16 protein-coding genes and 2 pseudogenes are annotated in these 15588 nt (G+C 71.0%); 10 read left to right on the top strand and 8 right to left on the bottom strand.

Annotated features, from left to right (window positions below):
* Positions 1–280 precede the first annotated feature (280 nt).
* The 9 genes and pseudogenes from AC068D_RS04265 (at position 281) to AC068D_RS04225 (ending at position 5887) form a co-directional block, all read left to right on the top strand.
* Positions 281–949, top strand: coding sequence for a DsbA family protein (locus AC068D_RS04265; protein WP_478821418.1), 669 nt, complete (start codon positions 281–283; stop codon positions 947–949).
* Positions 946–1590 (top strand): vitamin K epoxide reductase family protein, encoded by a 645-nt coding sequence (locus tag AC068D_RS04260; RefSeq protein ID WP_478821417.1) that lies wholly within the window; start codon positions 946–948, stop codon positions 1588–1590. The genes AC068D_RS04265 and AC068D_RS04260 overlap by 4 nt, the downstream gene beginning before the upstream one ends.
* 43 nt (positions 1591–1633) lie before the next feature.
* Positions 1634–2017, top strand: coding sequence for an ArsR/SmtB family transcription factor (locus tag AC068D_RS04255; RefSeq protein WP_478821416.1), 384 nt, complete (start codon positions 1634–1636; stop codon positions 2015–2017).
* A 6-nt stretch (positions 2018–2023) separates the two neighbouring features.
* Complete coding sequence (locus tag AC068D_RS04250; RefSeq protein WP_478821415.1) at positions 2024–2683, top strand: SCO family protein; 660 nt, start codon at positions 2024–2026, stop codon at positions 2681–2683.
* A gap of 102 nt (positions 2684–2785) precedes the next feature.
* The gene (locus AC068D_RS04245) at positions 2786–3121 is read left to right on the top strand and encodes an ArsR/SmtB family transcription factor (RefSeq protein ID WP_478821414.1); all 336 of its coding nucleotides are present in this window, start codon (positions 2786–2788) and stop codon (positions 3119–3121) included.
* A 2-nt stretch (positions 3122–3123) separates the two neighbouring features.
* Positions 3124–3867: a cation efflux transmembrane domain-containing protein gene (locus AC068D_RS04240; protein ID WP_478821413.1), complete on the top strand. Its 744-nt coding sequence runs from the start codon at positions 3124–3126 to the stop codon at positions 3865–3867.
* Positions 3864–4469: a methyltransferase family protein gene (locus AC068D_RS04235; protein WP_478821412.1), complete on the top strand. Its 606-nt coding sequence runs from the start codon at positions 3864–3866 to the stop codon at positions 4467–4469. Before AC068D_RS04240 ends, AC068D_RS04235 begins: the two co-directional genes overlap by 4 nt.
* A gap of 313 nt (positions 4470–4782) precedes the next feature.
* Positions 4783–4869, top strand: a pseudogene (locus tag AC068D_RS04230) (glutamine synthetase); the annotation flags it as partial.
* A gap of 292 nt (positions 4870–5161) precedes the next feature.
* Positions 5162–5887: a DUF899 domain-containing protein gene (locus tag AC068D_RS04225; protein ID WP_478821411.1), complete on the top strand. Its 726-nt coding sequence runs from the start codon at positions 5162–5164 to the stop codon at positions 5885–5887.
* Between the two features lie 267 nt (positions 5888–6154).
* On the opposite strand, the gene AC068D_RS04220 is transcribed toward AC068D_RS04225, so the two are convergent.
* The 5 genes from AC068D_RS04220 to AC068D_RS04200 form a co-directional block, all read right to left on the bottom strand.
* A complete protein-coding gene (locus AC068D_RS04220; RefSeq protein WP_478821410.1) occupies positions 6155–7837 on the bottom strand; it encodes an ABC-F family ATP-binding cassette domain-containing protein in 1683 nt (560 codons plus the stop codon).
* Between the two features lie 219 nt (positions 7838–8056).
* Positions 8057–8500, bottom strand: a complete 444-nt coding sequence (locus tag AC068D_RS04215) for a VOC family protein (RefSeq protein WP_478821409.1) — start codon at positions 8498–8500, stop codon at positions 8057–8059.
* Positions 8501–8530: 30 nt separating this feature from the next.
* Entirely contained in the window at positions 8531–8989 is a 459-nt protein-coding gene (locus AC068D_RS04210) for a VOC family protein (protein ID WP_478821408.1), read from the bottom strand.
* A 51-nt stretch (positions 8990–9040) separates the two neighbouring features.
* Positions 9041–9475, bottom strand: a complete 435-nt coding sequence (locus tag AC068D_RS04205) for a VOC family protein (RefSeq protein ID WP_478822006.1) — start codon at positions 9473–9475, stop codon at positions 9041–9043.
* 50 nt (positions 9476–9525) lie between these two features.
* Positions 9526–10080 (bottom strand): pyridoxamine 5'-phosphate oxidase family protein, encoded by a 555-nt coding sequence (locus AC068D_RS04200; RefSeq protein WP_478821407.1) that lies wholly within the window; start codon positions 10078–10080, stop codon positions 9526–9528.
* Between the two features lie 149 nt (positions 10081–10229).
* On the opposite strand from AC068D_RS04200, the gene AC068D_RS04195 reads away from it, so the two are divergent.
* Positions 10230–13244 (top strand): bifunctional [glutamine synthetase] adenylyltransferase/[glutamine synthetase]-adenylyl-L-tyrosine phosphorylase, encoded by a 3015-nt coding sequence (locus AC068D_RS04195; protein ID WP_478821406.1) that lies wholly within the window; start codon positions 10230–10232, stop codon positions 13242–13244.
* 40 nt (positions 13245–13284) lie between these two features.
* Here AC068D_RS04195 and AC068D_RS04190 read toward each other — a convergent pair whose 3' ends face one another.
* The 3 genes and pseudogenes from AC068D_RS04190 to AC068D_RS04180 form a co-directional block, all read right to left on the bottom strand.
* Complete coding sequence (locus AC068D_RS04190) at positions 13285–14187, bottom strand: phosphatase PAP2 family protein (protein ID WP_478821405.1); 903 nt, start codon at positions 14185–14187, stop codon at positions 13285–13287.
* Positions 14188–14274: 87 nt separating this feature from the next.
* On the bottom strand, positions 14275–15309 hold the full coding sequence (locus AC068D_RS04185; protein ID WP_478821404.1) for a LacI family DNA-binding transcriptional regulator: 1035 nt from the start codon (positions 15307–15309) through the stop codon (positions 14275–14277).
* A gap of 25 nt (positions 15310–15334) precedes the next feature.
* A pseudogene (locus AC068D_RS04180) lies at positions 15335–15588 on the bottom strand (alpha-glucosidase); the annotation flags it as partial.

Below are 15588 nucleotides of genomic sequence, written 5' to 3'. Positions count from 1 at the left end.
TGTCCGCCTTTGGCCGGCTTCTTGTCGTTGCGGTACGTCGGGGCCCGCTCTTCGGGCGGGTAGGCGCCCAGGAGCTGCAGGTAGTGAGACAGCTCGGCGATGCGAGGGTCGTCGGAGTCGAGTTTTGAAGGATGCCCTTGCGCCGGGTCGGAGCCCTGAGCGGGGCAGCGGTCGACATATCAATGTCCGTTAGTGTGTCGATGCGTCGTCGCCCGCGTAGTGCATGCCGTGAGGAGACACGTAATCCCTGTGTTCCTGCCCTCTCCTTGGCTGAAGGCTCATGACGAAGAACCTGAAGATTTCTCTCGCGCTGGTCGCTGTCGTCGCGGCGATCGTTGCTGCGTTGCTGGCGGCTAACCGCACGCCGGATGTGCCTTCAACCGCCTCGGACAGTGGTGAGGGCAAGGTGGCCGATGCCTCCGTGCTGGTCCGGCCGGACAGTCACCGGCTCTCGACCGCGGAGGACGGCAAGGTCACGGTCGTGGAGTTCCTGGACCTGGAGTGCGAATCGTGCCGGGCTGCGTTCCCCTCTGTGGAGCGGCTGCGCGAGGAGTACGAGGGCCGGGTGACGTTCGTGATGCGGTATTTCCCGGTCCCCAGCCACAAGAACGCCGAGCTGGCCGCCCGTGCGGTGGAGGCCGCCTCCAAGCAGGGCAAGCTGGAGGCGATGTACCAGAAGATGTACGAGACCCAGGAGGGCTGGGGTGACCAGCAGGTCTCGCACGAGGAGACCTTCCGCGGCTTCGCGCGTGAGCTGGGGCTGGACATGAAGAGGTTCGAGGCGGACTGGAAGGACCCGGCCACCGCGAAGCGGGTGGAGAAGGACCGCGAGGACGGCCTCGCGCTCGGGGTGCAGGGCACGCCGACGTTCTTCATCAACGGCCAAAGGCCCCAGCTTCAGTCGGAGGCGGACTTCAGGGCCGCCATCGAGGCGGAACTGGCCAAGTGACCGCGACCACGACACCCGCCGAGTCACCGGCCTCGGACGCGCGGCCGGCGGTGCCCGTGGGGCAGCGTCTGGTGGCGGCGGTGCTCACGATCGGCGGCGCGATCGGCTTCCTGGCCGCCTTCACGCTGACGGTGGAGAAGATCGCCCTGCTGAAGGACCCGTCCTACAGCCCGTCGTGCAGCATCAACCCGGTCCTCAGCTGCGGTTCGGTGATGACCACGCCGCAGGCGGAGGTGTTCGGCTTCCCCAACCCGCTGCTGGGCATCGCCGGCTTCGCCGTCGTGACCGCGCTCGGCGTGGTGCTGTGGACCGGCGTGGTCCTGCCGCGCTGGGTGTGGTGGGGTCTTCAGGCCGGGGTCGTCTTCGGTGTGGTGTTCGTCCACTGGCTGATCTTCCAGAGCCTCTACCGGATCGGCGCGCTGTGCCCGTACTGCATGGTCGTGTGGGCGGTGATGATTCCCGTCTTCTGGTACACCACCGTGCACGCCCTCACCCACGGGCACCTGCCCGTGCCGGATCGGGTGCGCCAGGCGGCAGGCAAGGTCGCCGGCTACCACGGCGTGGTCCTCACCGCCTGGTACCTGATCATCGTGGTGCTGATCCTTCAGCGGTTCTGGCTGTACTGGACCACCCTGCTCTGACCTCTGCCCGCCCGGGCGCCGAACGACGAAATGAGACGTGGACGTGAGCGAGGAGCACGACGACTCCTGCGACCTGCTGTGCCTGGACCTGCCGGTGGCCGAGGCCATCCGCAGCCGCATGCCACCCCTGCCCGGCCTGGAGGCGGCCGCGGCGGCCGCCAAGGCCCTGGCAGACCCCACCCGCCTGAAGGTGGCCGCCGCCCTGGCCGAGGCCGGCGAGCTGTGCGTGTGCGACCTGGCCTGGGTCATCGGCCAGGCCCAGAACCTCGTCTCCCACCACCTGCGACAGCTCCGCCAGGCCGGCCTTGCCGCCTCGCGCCGCCAGGGACGGCTGGTGATGTACACGCTCACCGACCGCGGCCGCGCCCTGACCCGAGCCGTTCTCGACCCCGCCCCGACCGCCAGCCCCGCCACGAATCGGACCTGATCCGCCATGCACCGCGCCCGCGCTCTTTACCTGTCCGCCACCGCCCTCGCCGCCGCGGCCCTCCTGGCCGGCTGCGGCACCTCCGGCGCCCACCACGAAGCCGCCGACAAGCCCGCCGCGATCTCCGCCAAGAGCGACTCCCCCTACCGCGGCACCGCCGTCGACCCCGGCTTCGCCAAGCCGGACCTGGTGCTGACCGACACCACCGGCAAGCCCTACGACCTGCGCCGGCAGACCGCCAAGAAGACCACCCTGGTCTTCTTCGGCTACACCAACTGCCCCGATGTGTGCCCCACCACCATGGGCGACATCTCCATCGCCCTGGCCCAGCAGCCCCAGGCCGTGCGCGACCGCGTCCAGGTCGTCTTCGTCACCACCGACCCCGAACGCGACACCCCCAAAAGCCTGGGCGAGTGGCTGAAGTCCTTCGGGCCCAACTTCACCGGCCTGTCCGGCGACCTGGCCAAGGTCAAGAAGGCCGCGCTCAGCGTCGGCATCTCAGTGGAGGACCCCAAGAAGCACCACGACGGCACCGTCACCTCCGACCACGGCACCCAGGTCATCGCCTTCACCCCCGGCGACGACAAGGGTCGGGTCGTCTACACCAGCGGCACCACAGTCGACGACTTCGCCCACGACCTGCCGCTGCTGGTCAAGAACGCCTAGCCGACGACGTGCGCGCACCCGCCGGCTGCCCGGCGGTGAGCCGCACCCCACCCATGGCAATACAGGGTTCCCTGAATTCAGGAATCTTTGTATCGTTGTGGGGTGCTGACTGTTGCTCCCGACATCGAGGTGCTGGCCCGGTTCGGCCGCGCGCTCGCCGACCCGATCCGCTGCCGCATCCTGCTCGCCCTGCGCGAGGCCCCCGCCTACCCGGCCGATCTCGCCGACGCTCTCGGGATCTCCCGCACGCGGCTGTCGAACCATCTGGCGTGCCTGCGGGACTGCGGCCTGGTGGTCACCGTGCCCGACGGCCGCCGCACCCGCTACGAACTCGCCGACGAACGCCTCGGCCACGCACTGGACGACCTGCGCACCGCCGTGGTGGCCGTCGAGACCGACCGCACCTGCCCGGACGCCGCCGACAAGGGGTGCTGCTGACCATGACCGCCGAGATATCGATATCCCTCGGACCGTCCCCGGCCCGCCGCGAAGCGCTCGCCAAGCGGATACGCCTGTTGGTCGCCGCCACCATCACCTACAACGTGATCGAGGCGATCGTCGCCATCACCGCCGGAACCATCGCCTCCTCCACCGCCCTGATCGGCTTCGGCCTCGACTCGATCATCGAGGTCTCCTCCGCCGCCGCGGTCGCCTGGCAGTTCTCGGCCCGCGAGCACGCCGTGCGCGAAGCGCGCGAGCAGCGCACCCTGCGGATCATCGCCGTCTCCTTCTTCGCGCTCGCCGCGTACGTCACCGTCGACGCCGTCCGCGCCCTCGCCGGCACCGGCGAGGCCGAACGCTCCATCCCCGGCATCGTCATCGCCGCCCTGTCACTGGCGATCATGCCGTTCCTCTCCTACGCCCAACGCAAGGCCGGACGCGAACTCGGCTCCGTCTCCGCGGTCGCCGACTCCAAGCAAACCCTGCTGTGCACCTACCTGTCGGCCGTGCTCCTGGTCGGCCTGGTCCTCAACGCCACCCTCGGCTGGTCCTGGGCCGACCCCATCGCCGCCCTGATCATCGCCGCCATCGCCGTCAAGGAAGGCCGCGACGCCTGGCAGGGCAAGGGCTGCTGCGCACCCACCGCCACGGTGATGCCGACCACCGGAGCCGAGGCGGACGCGTGCGGCACCTGCGATCCGGGATGCGCCTGCTGCACGCCCGCACCCGGGACGAAGCGGTGAGTGGCTGGGCCTGGACGGCACTCGCCCTCTACCTGGGGTGGGCAGGATTCGCCTTCGGCGTCCGCGCCGCCATGCAGCGCCGCCGCACCGGCGACGCAGGCTTCCGCGGCATCTCCGGCCGCCCGGGCGAAGCCTCCTGGTGGGCCGGCGTGCTGTTCGTGACCGCCCTTCTCGGCGGCACCGCCGCTCCCGTGGCCGCGCTCGCCGGACTGCCCACCGCCGCCCACGCCGACGTGCAGTGGACCGGACTGGTGATCACGCTGGCAGGGATGGTGGCCACCCTGGCCGCACAGACGAACATGGGGACCTCCTGGCGCGTGGGCGTGGATGCGGGGGAACGCACCACGCTGGTCACCGGCGGCCTGTTCGCGCATGTCCGCAACCCCGTCTTCACCGCCATGGCCATCACCGCGGTCGGCCTGGCCCTGATGATCCCGAACTGGGTCTCCCTCCTCGCCCTGGCCTGCCTGATCGCCGCGATCCAGCTCCAGGTCCGCGTCGTCGAGGAGCCCTACCTCAAAACCGCGCACGGCGCCGCGTACGCGGCCTACACCGCCCGCACCGGACGCTTCCTCCCCAGAATCGGCCGACTCACCGCCTAACCGGACTGCTGCAACTGACCGCCCCCGCGCTCGGCAGGCCCCGGCGTCAAGTGACGTCGGGGCCTGCAGCCATCTCCATCCTCGGCGTCCTCGACAGCGTCGGGGTCCCGGAGGTGACGCAGGCCCCGGCCGGGACCGCTGGCCGGGGTACGACAGGGCTCCGCGGGTCGGTCTCGCGTGCCGGATCCCGGGCCGTCTGTGGGCCGTCGAAGGGTGGCCCACAGCGACCAACAACGGCCAATCACGACCGTCCGATCACAGGTCAGCGCTGCGCCGACGTCGATCGCGGGAGGTCGCTCCGGGCCGCCGTCACTTCCTGCGCAACAAGAAGCAGGAGTGGGAGGAGTACCGCTCCGAGGTGACCGCGTTCGAGCTGCGGAAGAACCTGCCGGTGCTGTAAGCGCAGGTCAGACCGGGTATCCCGGTGAAACGGCACTCCGGGCCGACGGTCACCGACCGTCGGCCCGGAGCCGTCTCGTGCGCCGCGGGCCGGCTGCGGCCGCGCCACGAACCGGCGGCCCGGCCTGGTGGGGGTGTCCACCGCTCCCAGCGTGCAGCCACGGCTGCTCTGCGTGACGACATCCTGCGCATCGGCGTGCGCACGTTCCGGCAGCGGCCCACCCTGGATGCAGGGGGTCCTACTGGGCGGCCCCGGCCTGGCGCTCGGACCGAAGGGGAAGGTGAACGTCACGATGAAGACACCCCCGATCGTTTCGCCGCAGGAGTGGGAGGCCGCGTATCAGCGGCTGCTTGTGGAGGAGAAGAAGCTGACCCGGGCCCGTGACGCGCTGGCCGCCGAGCGTCGGCGGATGCCGTGGACGGCGGTGGAGAAGGAGTACGAGTTCGACGGACCCGAGGGCAGGGCGAGTCTGCTCGACCTGTTCGAGGGGCGTCGCCAGCTGATCCTCTACCGCGCCTTCTTCGAACCCGGCGTGCATGGCTGGCCCGACCACGCCTGCCGCGGCTGCTCCATGGTGGCCGACCACGTTGGCCACCTCGCCCATCTGAACGCCCGCAACACCACCCTCGTCTTCGCCTCACGCGCACCGCAGCCGGAAATCGAGCGGGTGAAGGCCCGGATGGGCTGGACGATGCCCTGGTACACACTGACGGACGAGTTCGACACCGACTTCGGCGTGGACGAGTGGCACGGCACGAATGCGTTCATCCGCGACGGCGACGGGGTGTTCCGCACCTACTTCATCAACGCCCGCGGCGACGAGGCGTTGGGAAGCACCTGGAGCTACCTCGACATGACCGCACTCGGGCGGCAGGAGGACTGGGAGGACTCGCCCGAGGGCTACCCCCGGACTCCGCCGTACGAGTGGTGGAACTGGCACGACGAATACGGCGAGGACGCGGGGCGGGAGGAGTGGGTGGCCCAGACTCGCCGGGGCCCCCGAGGCCGGCGCGACTGAGCCGTCGTCCGGCGACTGAGCGATCGAGTCGCGGCAGGTCGGGGACGCAGGGCTCGGCGTTGAACGGCCCGTGGGCAGGCGCCTTGCAGGCGCTGCTCCCGGACGCTCGCCTTCGGGCTGCGCAACGACCCGCCGCAGGTGCTGTAAGCGCAGGTCAGAGCCCGTACACCCGACGGCCGAGCACTCCGGGCCGGCGGTGCCGACCGCCGGCCCGGCTGCATGCGGTCGCCCGGGTCCGTCCGGGGCCGATTCCCGGAGTCGTACGTCTCACTCGTCCGGCGCCGATCGCGGAGGGTGTCCGGCCCGCTCCCGTGCCGCCCCGGCACCACCGGCCACCAGCTCCGGACCGTCGAAGTTTCCGCGCATCCGCCGGTCGTGGGTGACGACCACCAGCGTGCCCGGATACCCGGCCAGAGCGGCCTCCAACTCCTCCACCAGGGCCGGCGAAAGATGGTTGGTGGGCTCGTCGAGCAGCATGAGGTCGACCGGTCCGGCCACCAGCAGGGCCAGTTCCAGCCTGCGTCGCTGGCCGATGGAGAGCTCCCGAACGGGCCGGGTGAAGTCGCGTTGGTGGAGCAGGCCGGTCGTCGACAGCTGCTCCGCCCGCTCCTCGCCGTACACCTGCAGGACCGTGCGCCCGTCGAGGACCGGTTGCGTGCTCTGGCGAAGGAATCCGACCCGGGGCGGGCGGGTGACCGTGCCCACGCCCGGCTCGAGTTCACCGGCCAGCACCTGGAGCAGGGTCGACTTGCCCGCGCCGTTCGGCCCGGTGACCAGCAGCCGCCCGCCCGGCGGTATCTCCAGGGCGTCGAGCGTGAGCCGCCCGGGCACCTCGAGGCCCGCCACGGTCACGCCGCCGGCCGCCTCGCCCTCGATGCGGGCCGTGAAGCACAGCGGCTGCGGTGGTGGCGGCACCGGATTCGACGTCAGCCGGTGCAGCCGCTCGCGGGCGTTGCGGATACGGCTCATCGCCCCGTGCGCCCGCGACCGTGCCCGGAACGCGCCCGCGCCGCTGAATGCCGCCGGCGCCTTTCGCGGGATCGCGGACAGAAGGCCGATGTTGACCGTGGCCAATTGCGACTGACGGGCCACGTCCGCGCGCCAGTCCTCGTACGCCGAGGTCCAGCGCGCCCGGTCCGCGGCCTTGGCGGCGAGGAAGCCGGCATAGCCGTTGCCGTGGCGCCGCACGGTGCGACGGTCCTGGTCCACCTCCAGCACCGTGGAGGTGACCCGCTCGAGGAAGACACGGTCGTGGGTGACGGCGACGACCGTGCCACGGTGGGCGTGCAGTTGTTCCTCGAGCCAGCAGACGGCTTCGTCGTCGAGGTCGTTGGTGGGCTCGTCGAGCAGCAGCAGCTCCGGCGAGGAGGCGAGGGCAGCGGCGAGCGCGAGTCTGGAGCGTCTGCCCCCGGAGAGCGTCCCCAGCCGCCGGTCCAGGTCGAGCGGCTCCCGCTCGCCGAGCCGGCGCAGGGCCACCGCGACCCTGCGGTCCGCGTCGTACCCGCCGCGTGCCTCGAACTCGGCGAGCAGCCTCGCATATTCGTCGGCCCCGGCCTCGCCGGCCGTGTGCAGCCCGGCCTCGGCCGCACGGATACGACGCTCGAGGTGCCGCAGACCGGCGAGAGCGAGATCGATCGCCCGGCCGACCGTCGCCGAGCCGGGCAGGTCCAGGGTCTGTGCGAGATGGCCGATGCCGCCGGGGACCACGACGGTGAGCGCGCCGTTGTCGGGCTCCTCCTGTCCGGCGAGCAGCCGCAGGAGTGTGGACTTCCCGGAGCCGTTCTCGCCCACGACACCGACCTTCTCGCCGGGGCGGAGGGTGAAGGAGACGCGGTCCAGAACGACGTGGTCGTCGTAGCGCTTCGTGACGTCGGTGAGTGTGATCTGGGACACCGCGGTGGTGACCGGGGCGGAGGTGACGGGGGCGGCTACTGGGAACAAGGGCGACATCCTTCGGTGGGCTGCAGGACAGCGAACGGAACGGTCCGTCTCGTCTCGTGGAGACCGTAACGCCTCGCGCCCACTTTGGCAAGACGCTACGTCTCGCGACGGTCGGTGCACCCCCTCGGCCGTCCGGGAGCCACCGTGCGGAGAATCGGCCCCCGGTCCCGTGGCGCGGAGCACGGCCGCCCCCGTGGCGTCGGAGGAGCACGGCCGGCCCCGTCACCGTCAGGACCGGCGACGGCGCTCCGTGAGGGGCGACGGGGCCTCCTGGACGACCCAGCCGTTGCCGTCGGGGTCCCTGAAGAACACGAACGAGTTCCATGGCTCGCCCTTGCCCTGCGCCCAGCCGTTCGGCCCGACATGCTGCACCGCACTGACCTCGACCCCGCGTCGGAGCAGCTCGTCATGGGCGGCCTCGATGTCCGGGACACAGAGCTGGAGCCCCTGGATCGCGCCGGGGGTCATCGTCGTCTGGCCCGGCGCGGGTGGCAGCCCGGAGCCGATGAGGATGGAGCAGGGCGAGCCGGGCGGCGTCAGCTGGATGATGCGGACGCCGCCGTCGATCCGGGTGTCGTGGTCGATCTCGAAACCGCACTGGTCGGCGTAGAAGCCCCTGGCCCGGTCCACGTCGCCGACCGGGAGGACGATCACCTCGAGGGTCCATTCCATGGCTTTGTCCGGATGTCTCTCGGGGACAAGTCAGTCCGCCTCGCCGCCCGCTCGGGCTCGTGCCTGGGCGGAAAGGAACTCATGGAGGGGCTGAGCGGCGCGTGCGGTCCATTCCTGGATCGCCCAGCCGTTGCCGTCGGGGTCGCTGAAGTACATGAACGTACCGCCGTCGCCCGGGGCGACCGCCTGCGGCTCGGTGACGTCGAGGCCCCGGGCCACGAGCTCGGCATGGGCCGCCTCGATGTCCCCGACGACGAGCTGGAGACCCTGGTACGAACCGGGCTCGAGCTTCCTGCCGCCCGGCAGCGGGATGCCCTCGCCGATCACGATGGAGCAGCCGGAGCCGGGCGGGGTCAGCTGCACGATGCGGATCCGCTCGTCGATCCTGGTGTCGAGGTCGACCGTGAACCCCACCTTGTCGCGGTAGAACTCCTTGGCCCGGTCGACGTCGGCGACGGGGACGAGGACGACTTCCAGCGTGAAATCCATCGGCGGAACCTCCCGTGGCCGGCGTCCGGGCCGGCGTGCGACGACAGTCGGTCAGCGTTCGGCGAGCGGTGCGGGGGCCTCCTGGACCACCCAGCCGTTGCCGTCAGGATCCTTGAAGAAGAGGAAGGAGTTCCAGGTTTCCTTGCCTTTGCCCTCCTCCCAGCCGGACGGCCCCACGTGCTGCACCGGGCTGACCTCGACACCGCGGTCCGTGAGCTCGTCCCTGGCCGCGTCGATGTCGGTGACGCACAGCTGAAGGCCCTGGAGCGAGCCGGGGGCCATCCGGGGCTGCCCCGGGGAGTCGGGAAGACCCGCCTCGAGGACGATGGAGCAGCGGGAGCCGCGCGGGGTGAGCTGGACGAAGCGGGCACCCTCGAAGGGGGACACGTCGAGGTCGGGCCTGAAACCGCACCGGTCGGCGTAGAAGCTCTTGGCCCGGTCCACGTCGCCGACCGGGACGACGATCACCTCGAGGGTCCACTCCAGGCTCTCTTCGTCCGCGCCTTCTGCTGTCGCCATGACGGCGTCTCCGATCGTCATCCTTGCCCGGTGAAGCGCCATCGGGTCTGGCTGAAGGTCTCTCCCTTGCCGAAACCGAAGGCGGTGCGCGGGGCCACTTCGAAGACCAGGGCACGGCCCCCCTCCTCGGAGTGGAATGCCCCGTCCCGTACGTCGAAGTGCCACTCGGCCCCGTACTTGGCCTCCCAGGCCGCCGCCAGTCGGCGCAGCCGCTTCTCGTCGGTGATCAGGACCGCCTCGCCCTCGATCACCAGATCGCATCCCGTGTCGGACCGGTTGGTGCCGGTGGTGAGGACCACCTGCGGATTGGCGGCGAGGTTGCGGGCCTTGCGCTCCTGCTCGCCCGTGGTGAAGTGGACGGCTCCGTCCAGCCAGGGGGCGATCAGCGGGGTGACATGGGGGCGGCCGTCGGGCCGTACGGTCGACAGCCAGAAGATCTCCGCCTTCTCCAGCAGCGCCACGGCGTCGGACCAGGGCGTCGCGGTCGCGCCGGGAGAGCTGTAGCGCGGGTCCAGATCGGTCAGCGGTTCCTGCGCCTGCGCGTTCGCCTGTACGGGCATCGCGTGGTCCATCCTCTCGGTCCTTCAATGGTCCCTTCGAAGTGCCGACTCTGCGCGGCGACCGGACTCATCGGAATCCGGTACGGAAGGCAGGCCCGGCCAGGCCGATCGGGCCGGACAGGGCCTAGGCTCGGATCCGGACCTTGATCGGAGGCGGTGGGATGACGGTGCCGGGTCGAAGAAGCAGCACGTTCACGCTTTTGCTGCGGCACGGGTTCACACACCCCGCCGTTGCCGAGCGGTTCCTCGATCTGCCCGAGATGGCGACCGTACGGGCCGACTCGGTGCTGCTCGACGGGTTGGGAGCCACCGCCGACCCCGACCTGGCGCTGCGCGGGCTGGTTCGCCTGGTCGAGGCGCAGGAGCCGGACGAACGGCAGGTGCTGCTCGACACCCTGATCTCCGCGAAACCGCTGCGGGACCGGCTGCTCGGCGTGCTCGGCGCCTCCGAGGCACTCGGTGACCATCTGGCGCGGCACCCGCGCGACTGGCACGCGCTCGTGACGTACGAGGCGGCGGATCTGCACCCCGGTGTGGAGGAGTTCGAGCTGGGTCTCGCCGCGGCCACGGACCCGGTGTCGCTGCGTGTCGCCTACCGCCGCTGTCTGCTGTCGATAGCGGCCCGGGACGTGTGCGGCACCACCGACGTCGCGCAGACCGCGGCCGAGCTCGCCGACCTGGCGACGGCGACGCTCCGGGCCGCCCTTGCCATCGCCCGCACCGCAGCGCCCGAGGACGCCGCCGTCTGCCGGCTCGCGGTGATCGCGATGGGCAAGTGCGGCGGCCATGAGCTCAACTACGTCTCCGACGTGGATGTGATCTTCGTCGGGGAGCCGGTGGAAGGGGCCGACGAGGCCAAGGCGCTGAAGGCCGCGACCCGGCTCGCCTCGCACCTCATGCGGATCTGCTCGGAGACCACGGTCGAGGGCGCGATCTGGCCGGTGGACGCCAATCTCCGGCCGGAGGGCCGCAACGGCCCCCTGGTGCGTACGCTCTCCAGCCATCTCGCCTACTACCAGCGATGGGCGAAGACCTGGGAGTTCCAGGCGCTCCTCAAGGCACGGCCGGTGGCCGGGGACCCGGAGCTGGGCGCCGAGTACGTCGAGACCCTCTCCCCTCTCGTCTGGCAGGCCGCCGAGCGCGAGAACTTCGTGCCCGATGTGCAGAGGATGCGCCGCCGGGTCGTCGACAACATCCCCGCGGCCCAGGTGGACCGTGAGCTCAAGCTCGGCCCCGGCGGGCTGCGCGACGTCGAGTTCGCCGTACAGCTCCTGCAGTTGGTGCACGGCCGCAGCGACGCGACGCTGCGCAGCGGGACCACGCTCGATGCGCTCAACGCACTCGCGGCCGGCGGATACGTGGGGCGGACCGACGCGGCACAGCTGGACGAGGCGTACCGCTTTCTGCGCGCGATGGAGCATCGCATCCAGCTGTTCCGGCTGCGCCGCACGCATCTCGTCCCGGAGGGAGAGGACGACCTGCGCCGCCTCGGACGGTCGCTGGGCCTGCGTGCCGATCCGGTCGCAGAGCTCAACAAGGAGTGGCGGCGGCACGCCGCGGTCGTACGGCGGCTGCACGAGAAGCTCTTCTACCGGCCGCTGCTGGACGCGGTCGCCCAGCTCGCCCCCGGCGAGACCCGGCTCAGCGCCAAGGCGGCGGGGCAGCGTCTCGAAGCGCTCGGATACGCCGATCCGGCAGCCGCGCTGCGCCATCTGGAGGCCCTGTCGTCGGGTGTCACCCGCAAGGCGGCGATCCAGCGCACCCTGCTGCCGGTGCTGCTGGGCTGGTTCGCGGACTCGGCCGACCCGGACGCGGGGCTGCTCGGCTTCCGCAAGGTGTCGGACGCGCTCGGCAAGACGCCCTGGTATCTGCGACTGCTGCGCGACGAGGGCGCGGCGGCGGAGAACCTGGCGCGTGTGCTGTCCGCCGGCCGGCTGGCCCCCGATCTGCTGCTGCGCGCTCCGGAGGCGGTCGCGCTCCTCGGCGATCCGGAAGGGCTGAAACCGCGGAACCGGGACCACCTCGAGCAGGAGGTGCTCGCCGCGGTCGGACGGGCCGAGGACGCGGAGGCGGCGGTCGCGGCGGCCCGCGGGGTGCGGCGGCGCGAGCTGTTCCGTACGGCCGCGGCCGATCTCATCGGCTCGTACGGCACCGAGGAGAGCCCCGCAGAACGGGATCCCGGCGCGATCGTGGACCGCGTGGGCAATGCGATCTCCGACCTCACCGCGGCGACGATCGCCGGTGCGCTGCGTGCCGTCGTCCGGGAACGGTGGGGCGACATGCTCCCCACCCGCTTCGCGGTCATCGGCGTGGGCCGCTTCGGCGGGCACGAACTGGGCTACGGCTCCGACGCGGACGTCCTGTTCGTCCATGAGCCGCGCGAAGGAGTCGACGAACAGGAGGCGGGCCGGGCGGCGAACGACGTCGTGGCAGAGCTGCGGCGGCTGCTCCAGCTCCCCACCGCGGACCCTCCGTTGCTCATCGACGCCGATCTCCGTCCCGAGGGCAAGAGCGGCCCTCTGGTCCGCACACTCGCCTCGTACGCTGCGTACTACCGCCGCTGGTCGCTCGTCTGGGAGAGCCAGGCCCTCCTGCGCGCGGAGCCGATGGCGGGCGACGCGGAGCTCGGTGCGCGCTTCATCGAGCTGATCGATCCGCTCCGCTACCCGGCGGAGGGCCTCGGCGAGGACGCGGTCCGCGAAATCCGCAGGCTCAAGGCCCGGATGGAGACGGAACGTCTCCCGCGCGGCGCCGACCCCACCCTCCACTCCAAGCTGGGCCGCGGCGGCCTCAGCGACGTCGAGTGGACGGTCCAGCTCCTCCAGATGCGTCACGGCTGGGCAGAGCCGGGCCTGCGCACCACCCGTACCCGCGATGCTCTGGCCGCCGCCCATGCCGCCGGGCTGCTGTCCACGGAGGACGCCCAGACCCTCGACGAAGCCTGGGTGCTGGCGACCCGTGTCCGCAACGCCGTGATGCTGGTCCGCGGCCGGCCGGGCGACACATTCCCCTCGGAGGCCCGTGAACTGAGCGCGGTGAGCCGGTACCTGGGCTACGGGCCGGGGCCGGACCGGGCGCAGCCGCACGCGGGCTCCAGCGGCGAGATGGTCGACGACTACCGGCGCGCGACGCGGCGGGCGAGGTCGGTGGTGGAGGAGCTGTTCTACGGCGCGTAGCCGACGCGGGGGCCCGCTCGCGCCGGTGGGTTGCGCCGGCTCAGCGACGGGCGGCGTTCAGTCCCGGTGCCATCGTCCCGCCGTCGGCGAGCGCGATGGTCCCGGCCGGGGCCCCCGGTACGTACCGCGGGAGCCGGTGGGGCAGGGCCCCGTACCAGGCAAACGAAACGCCGTAGCCGAAGGCCAGACAGAGCAGTCCGCCCACCGCGTCCAGCCAGAAGTGGTTGGCCGTGGCGACGATGACTATGAGGGTCAGGGTCGGGTACAGCAGGCCGAGGATCTTCCCCCACGGCGCCGAGGCCAGCGCGAAGATGATCATCCCTGACCACAGCGACCAGCCGATGTGCATCGACGGCATCGCCGCGTACTGGTTCGACATGTGCTTCAGATTCCCCGAGGCCATCGAGCCCCAGGTGTCGTGGACCCGCACGGTGTCGATGAAGTGCTGGCCGGTCATGAGGCGCGGAGGGGCCAGCGGGTACAGGTAGTAGCCGACGAGCGCGACGCCCGTCATGGCGAAGAGAACGAGCCGTGCCGGGGCGTAGCGGCCCGAATGCCGCTGGTAGAGCCAGACGAGCACACCGATGGTCACCAGGAAGTGCAGCGTCGCGTAGTAGTAGTTCATCGTCACGATCAGCCATGTCACCGAGTTCACGGCATGGTTGACCGTCTGCTCCACCGCGATGCCGAGCGCCTTCTCGGCGGCCCAGATCCAGTCGGCGTTCCGCAGGGCCTGCGCCTTCTGCTCCGGCACCGCGTTGCGGATCATCGAGTACACCCAGTAACTCACCGCGATGAGCGCGATCTCGAACCAGATCCGCGGCCGCCGCGGTGCCCGCAGCCTGCGCAGCCGACCGTCCTCCGGGGCCGGAACGTCCTCGCTCACCATGGGTGACGGCGCGGCCGTCCGGCCTTCCAGAGTCTTTACGGTCGCTTCACCCATAGGGACAGAGTGTGCCAGATGCCCGGCCCCGGCCCGATCATCCCTCGTAAGGTTCCGACCGCACGGGGGTACGCCCTTCGGCACGCCCTAAGGACTGGGCGTAACCCCAGGTCCCGACGCGGTCGAACCCCGGACCACCAGCTCGGGCATGAACACGAACTCGCTGTGCGGTGCGGGTGTCCCGCCTATCTCCTCGAGCAGTGTGCGTACCGCCGCCTGGCCCATCGCGGGCACCGGCTTGCGGATGGTGGTGAGAGGCGGGTCGGTGAAGGCGATCAGAGGGGAGTCGTCGAAGCCGACGACCGAGATGTCGTCGGGCACTTCGAGACCGCGCTGCCGTGCCGCCCTGATCGCGCCGAGCGCCATCATGTCGCTCGCGCACACCACCGCGGTGCAGCCGCGGTCCATCAGCGCGGTGGCCGCGGCCTGTCCGCCCTCCAGGGTGTAGAGGGAGTGCTGGATCAGTTCGGACTCGATCTGCTGGTCGGCCAGCCCCAACTGTTCGCGGACCGCCTTGACGAATCCCTCTATTTTCCGCAGAACGGGGACGAATCGCTTCGGGCCGAGCGCGAGACCGATCCGGGTGTGGCCGAGTGACACGAGGTGGGTCACCGCCAGCCGCATGGCCGCCCGGTCGTCCGGCGAGATGAACGGCGCGTGCACGTCCGGTGCGAAGCCGTCGACGAGCACGAACGGCACGCCCTGTGCACGCAGCTTCTCGTAGCGCTGCATGTCGGCGCTGGTGTCGGCGTGCAGTCCGGAGACGAAGATGATGCCGGAGACCCCGCGGTCCACGAGCATTTCGGTGAGTTCGTCCTCCGTGGAGCCGCCGGGGGTCTGGGTGGCCAGCACGGGCGTGTAGCCCTGGCGGGTCAGCGCCTGACCGATGACCTGGGCCAGGGCGGGAAATATGGGATTTTCCAGCTCAGGGGTGATGAGTCCGACAAGTCCGGCGCTGCGCCTGCGGAGTCGTACGGGGCGTTCGTAGCCCAGGACGTCGAGTGCGGCGAGCACCGATTCGCGGGTGGCCGCTGCCACGCCTGGCTTGCCGTTGAGCACTCGGCTGACCGTGGCTTCGCTGACCCCCGCCTGGGCTGCGATGTCGGCAAGCCGTGCGGTCATGGGATTGGACTGTACCGGTCGCATGTCAGATTGCCCACCAGGTGCTGGAGTCGGCGGGAAGGCGGACCGTCCCGCCGGTGAACTCGGGTGCCGCCGATGACAGCAGCACACGTCCCGGCACGGGCAGCTCCACGTCCGTGCCGCGGGTGTTGGTGGTGCAGACGAATCCGTCGCGGGCGAGGGCGAGGACGCCGTCGGGTGCGTCCAGCCAGGTCACGGTGTCGCCCGCGCCGAGGCCCGGGTGTTCGCGGCGGACGGCGAGTGCCGCCCGGTAGAGCT

It is taken from the genome of Streptomyces sp. NPDC043861, assembly GCF_056435905.1.
This window is presented reverse-complemented; position numbering and strand designations above follow the sequence as displayed.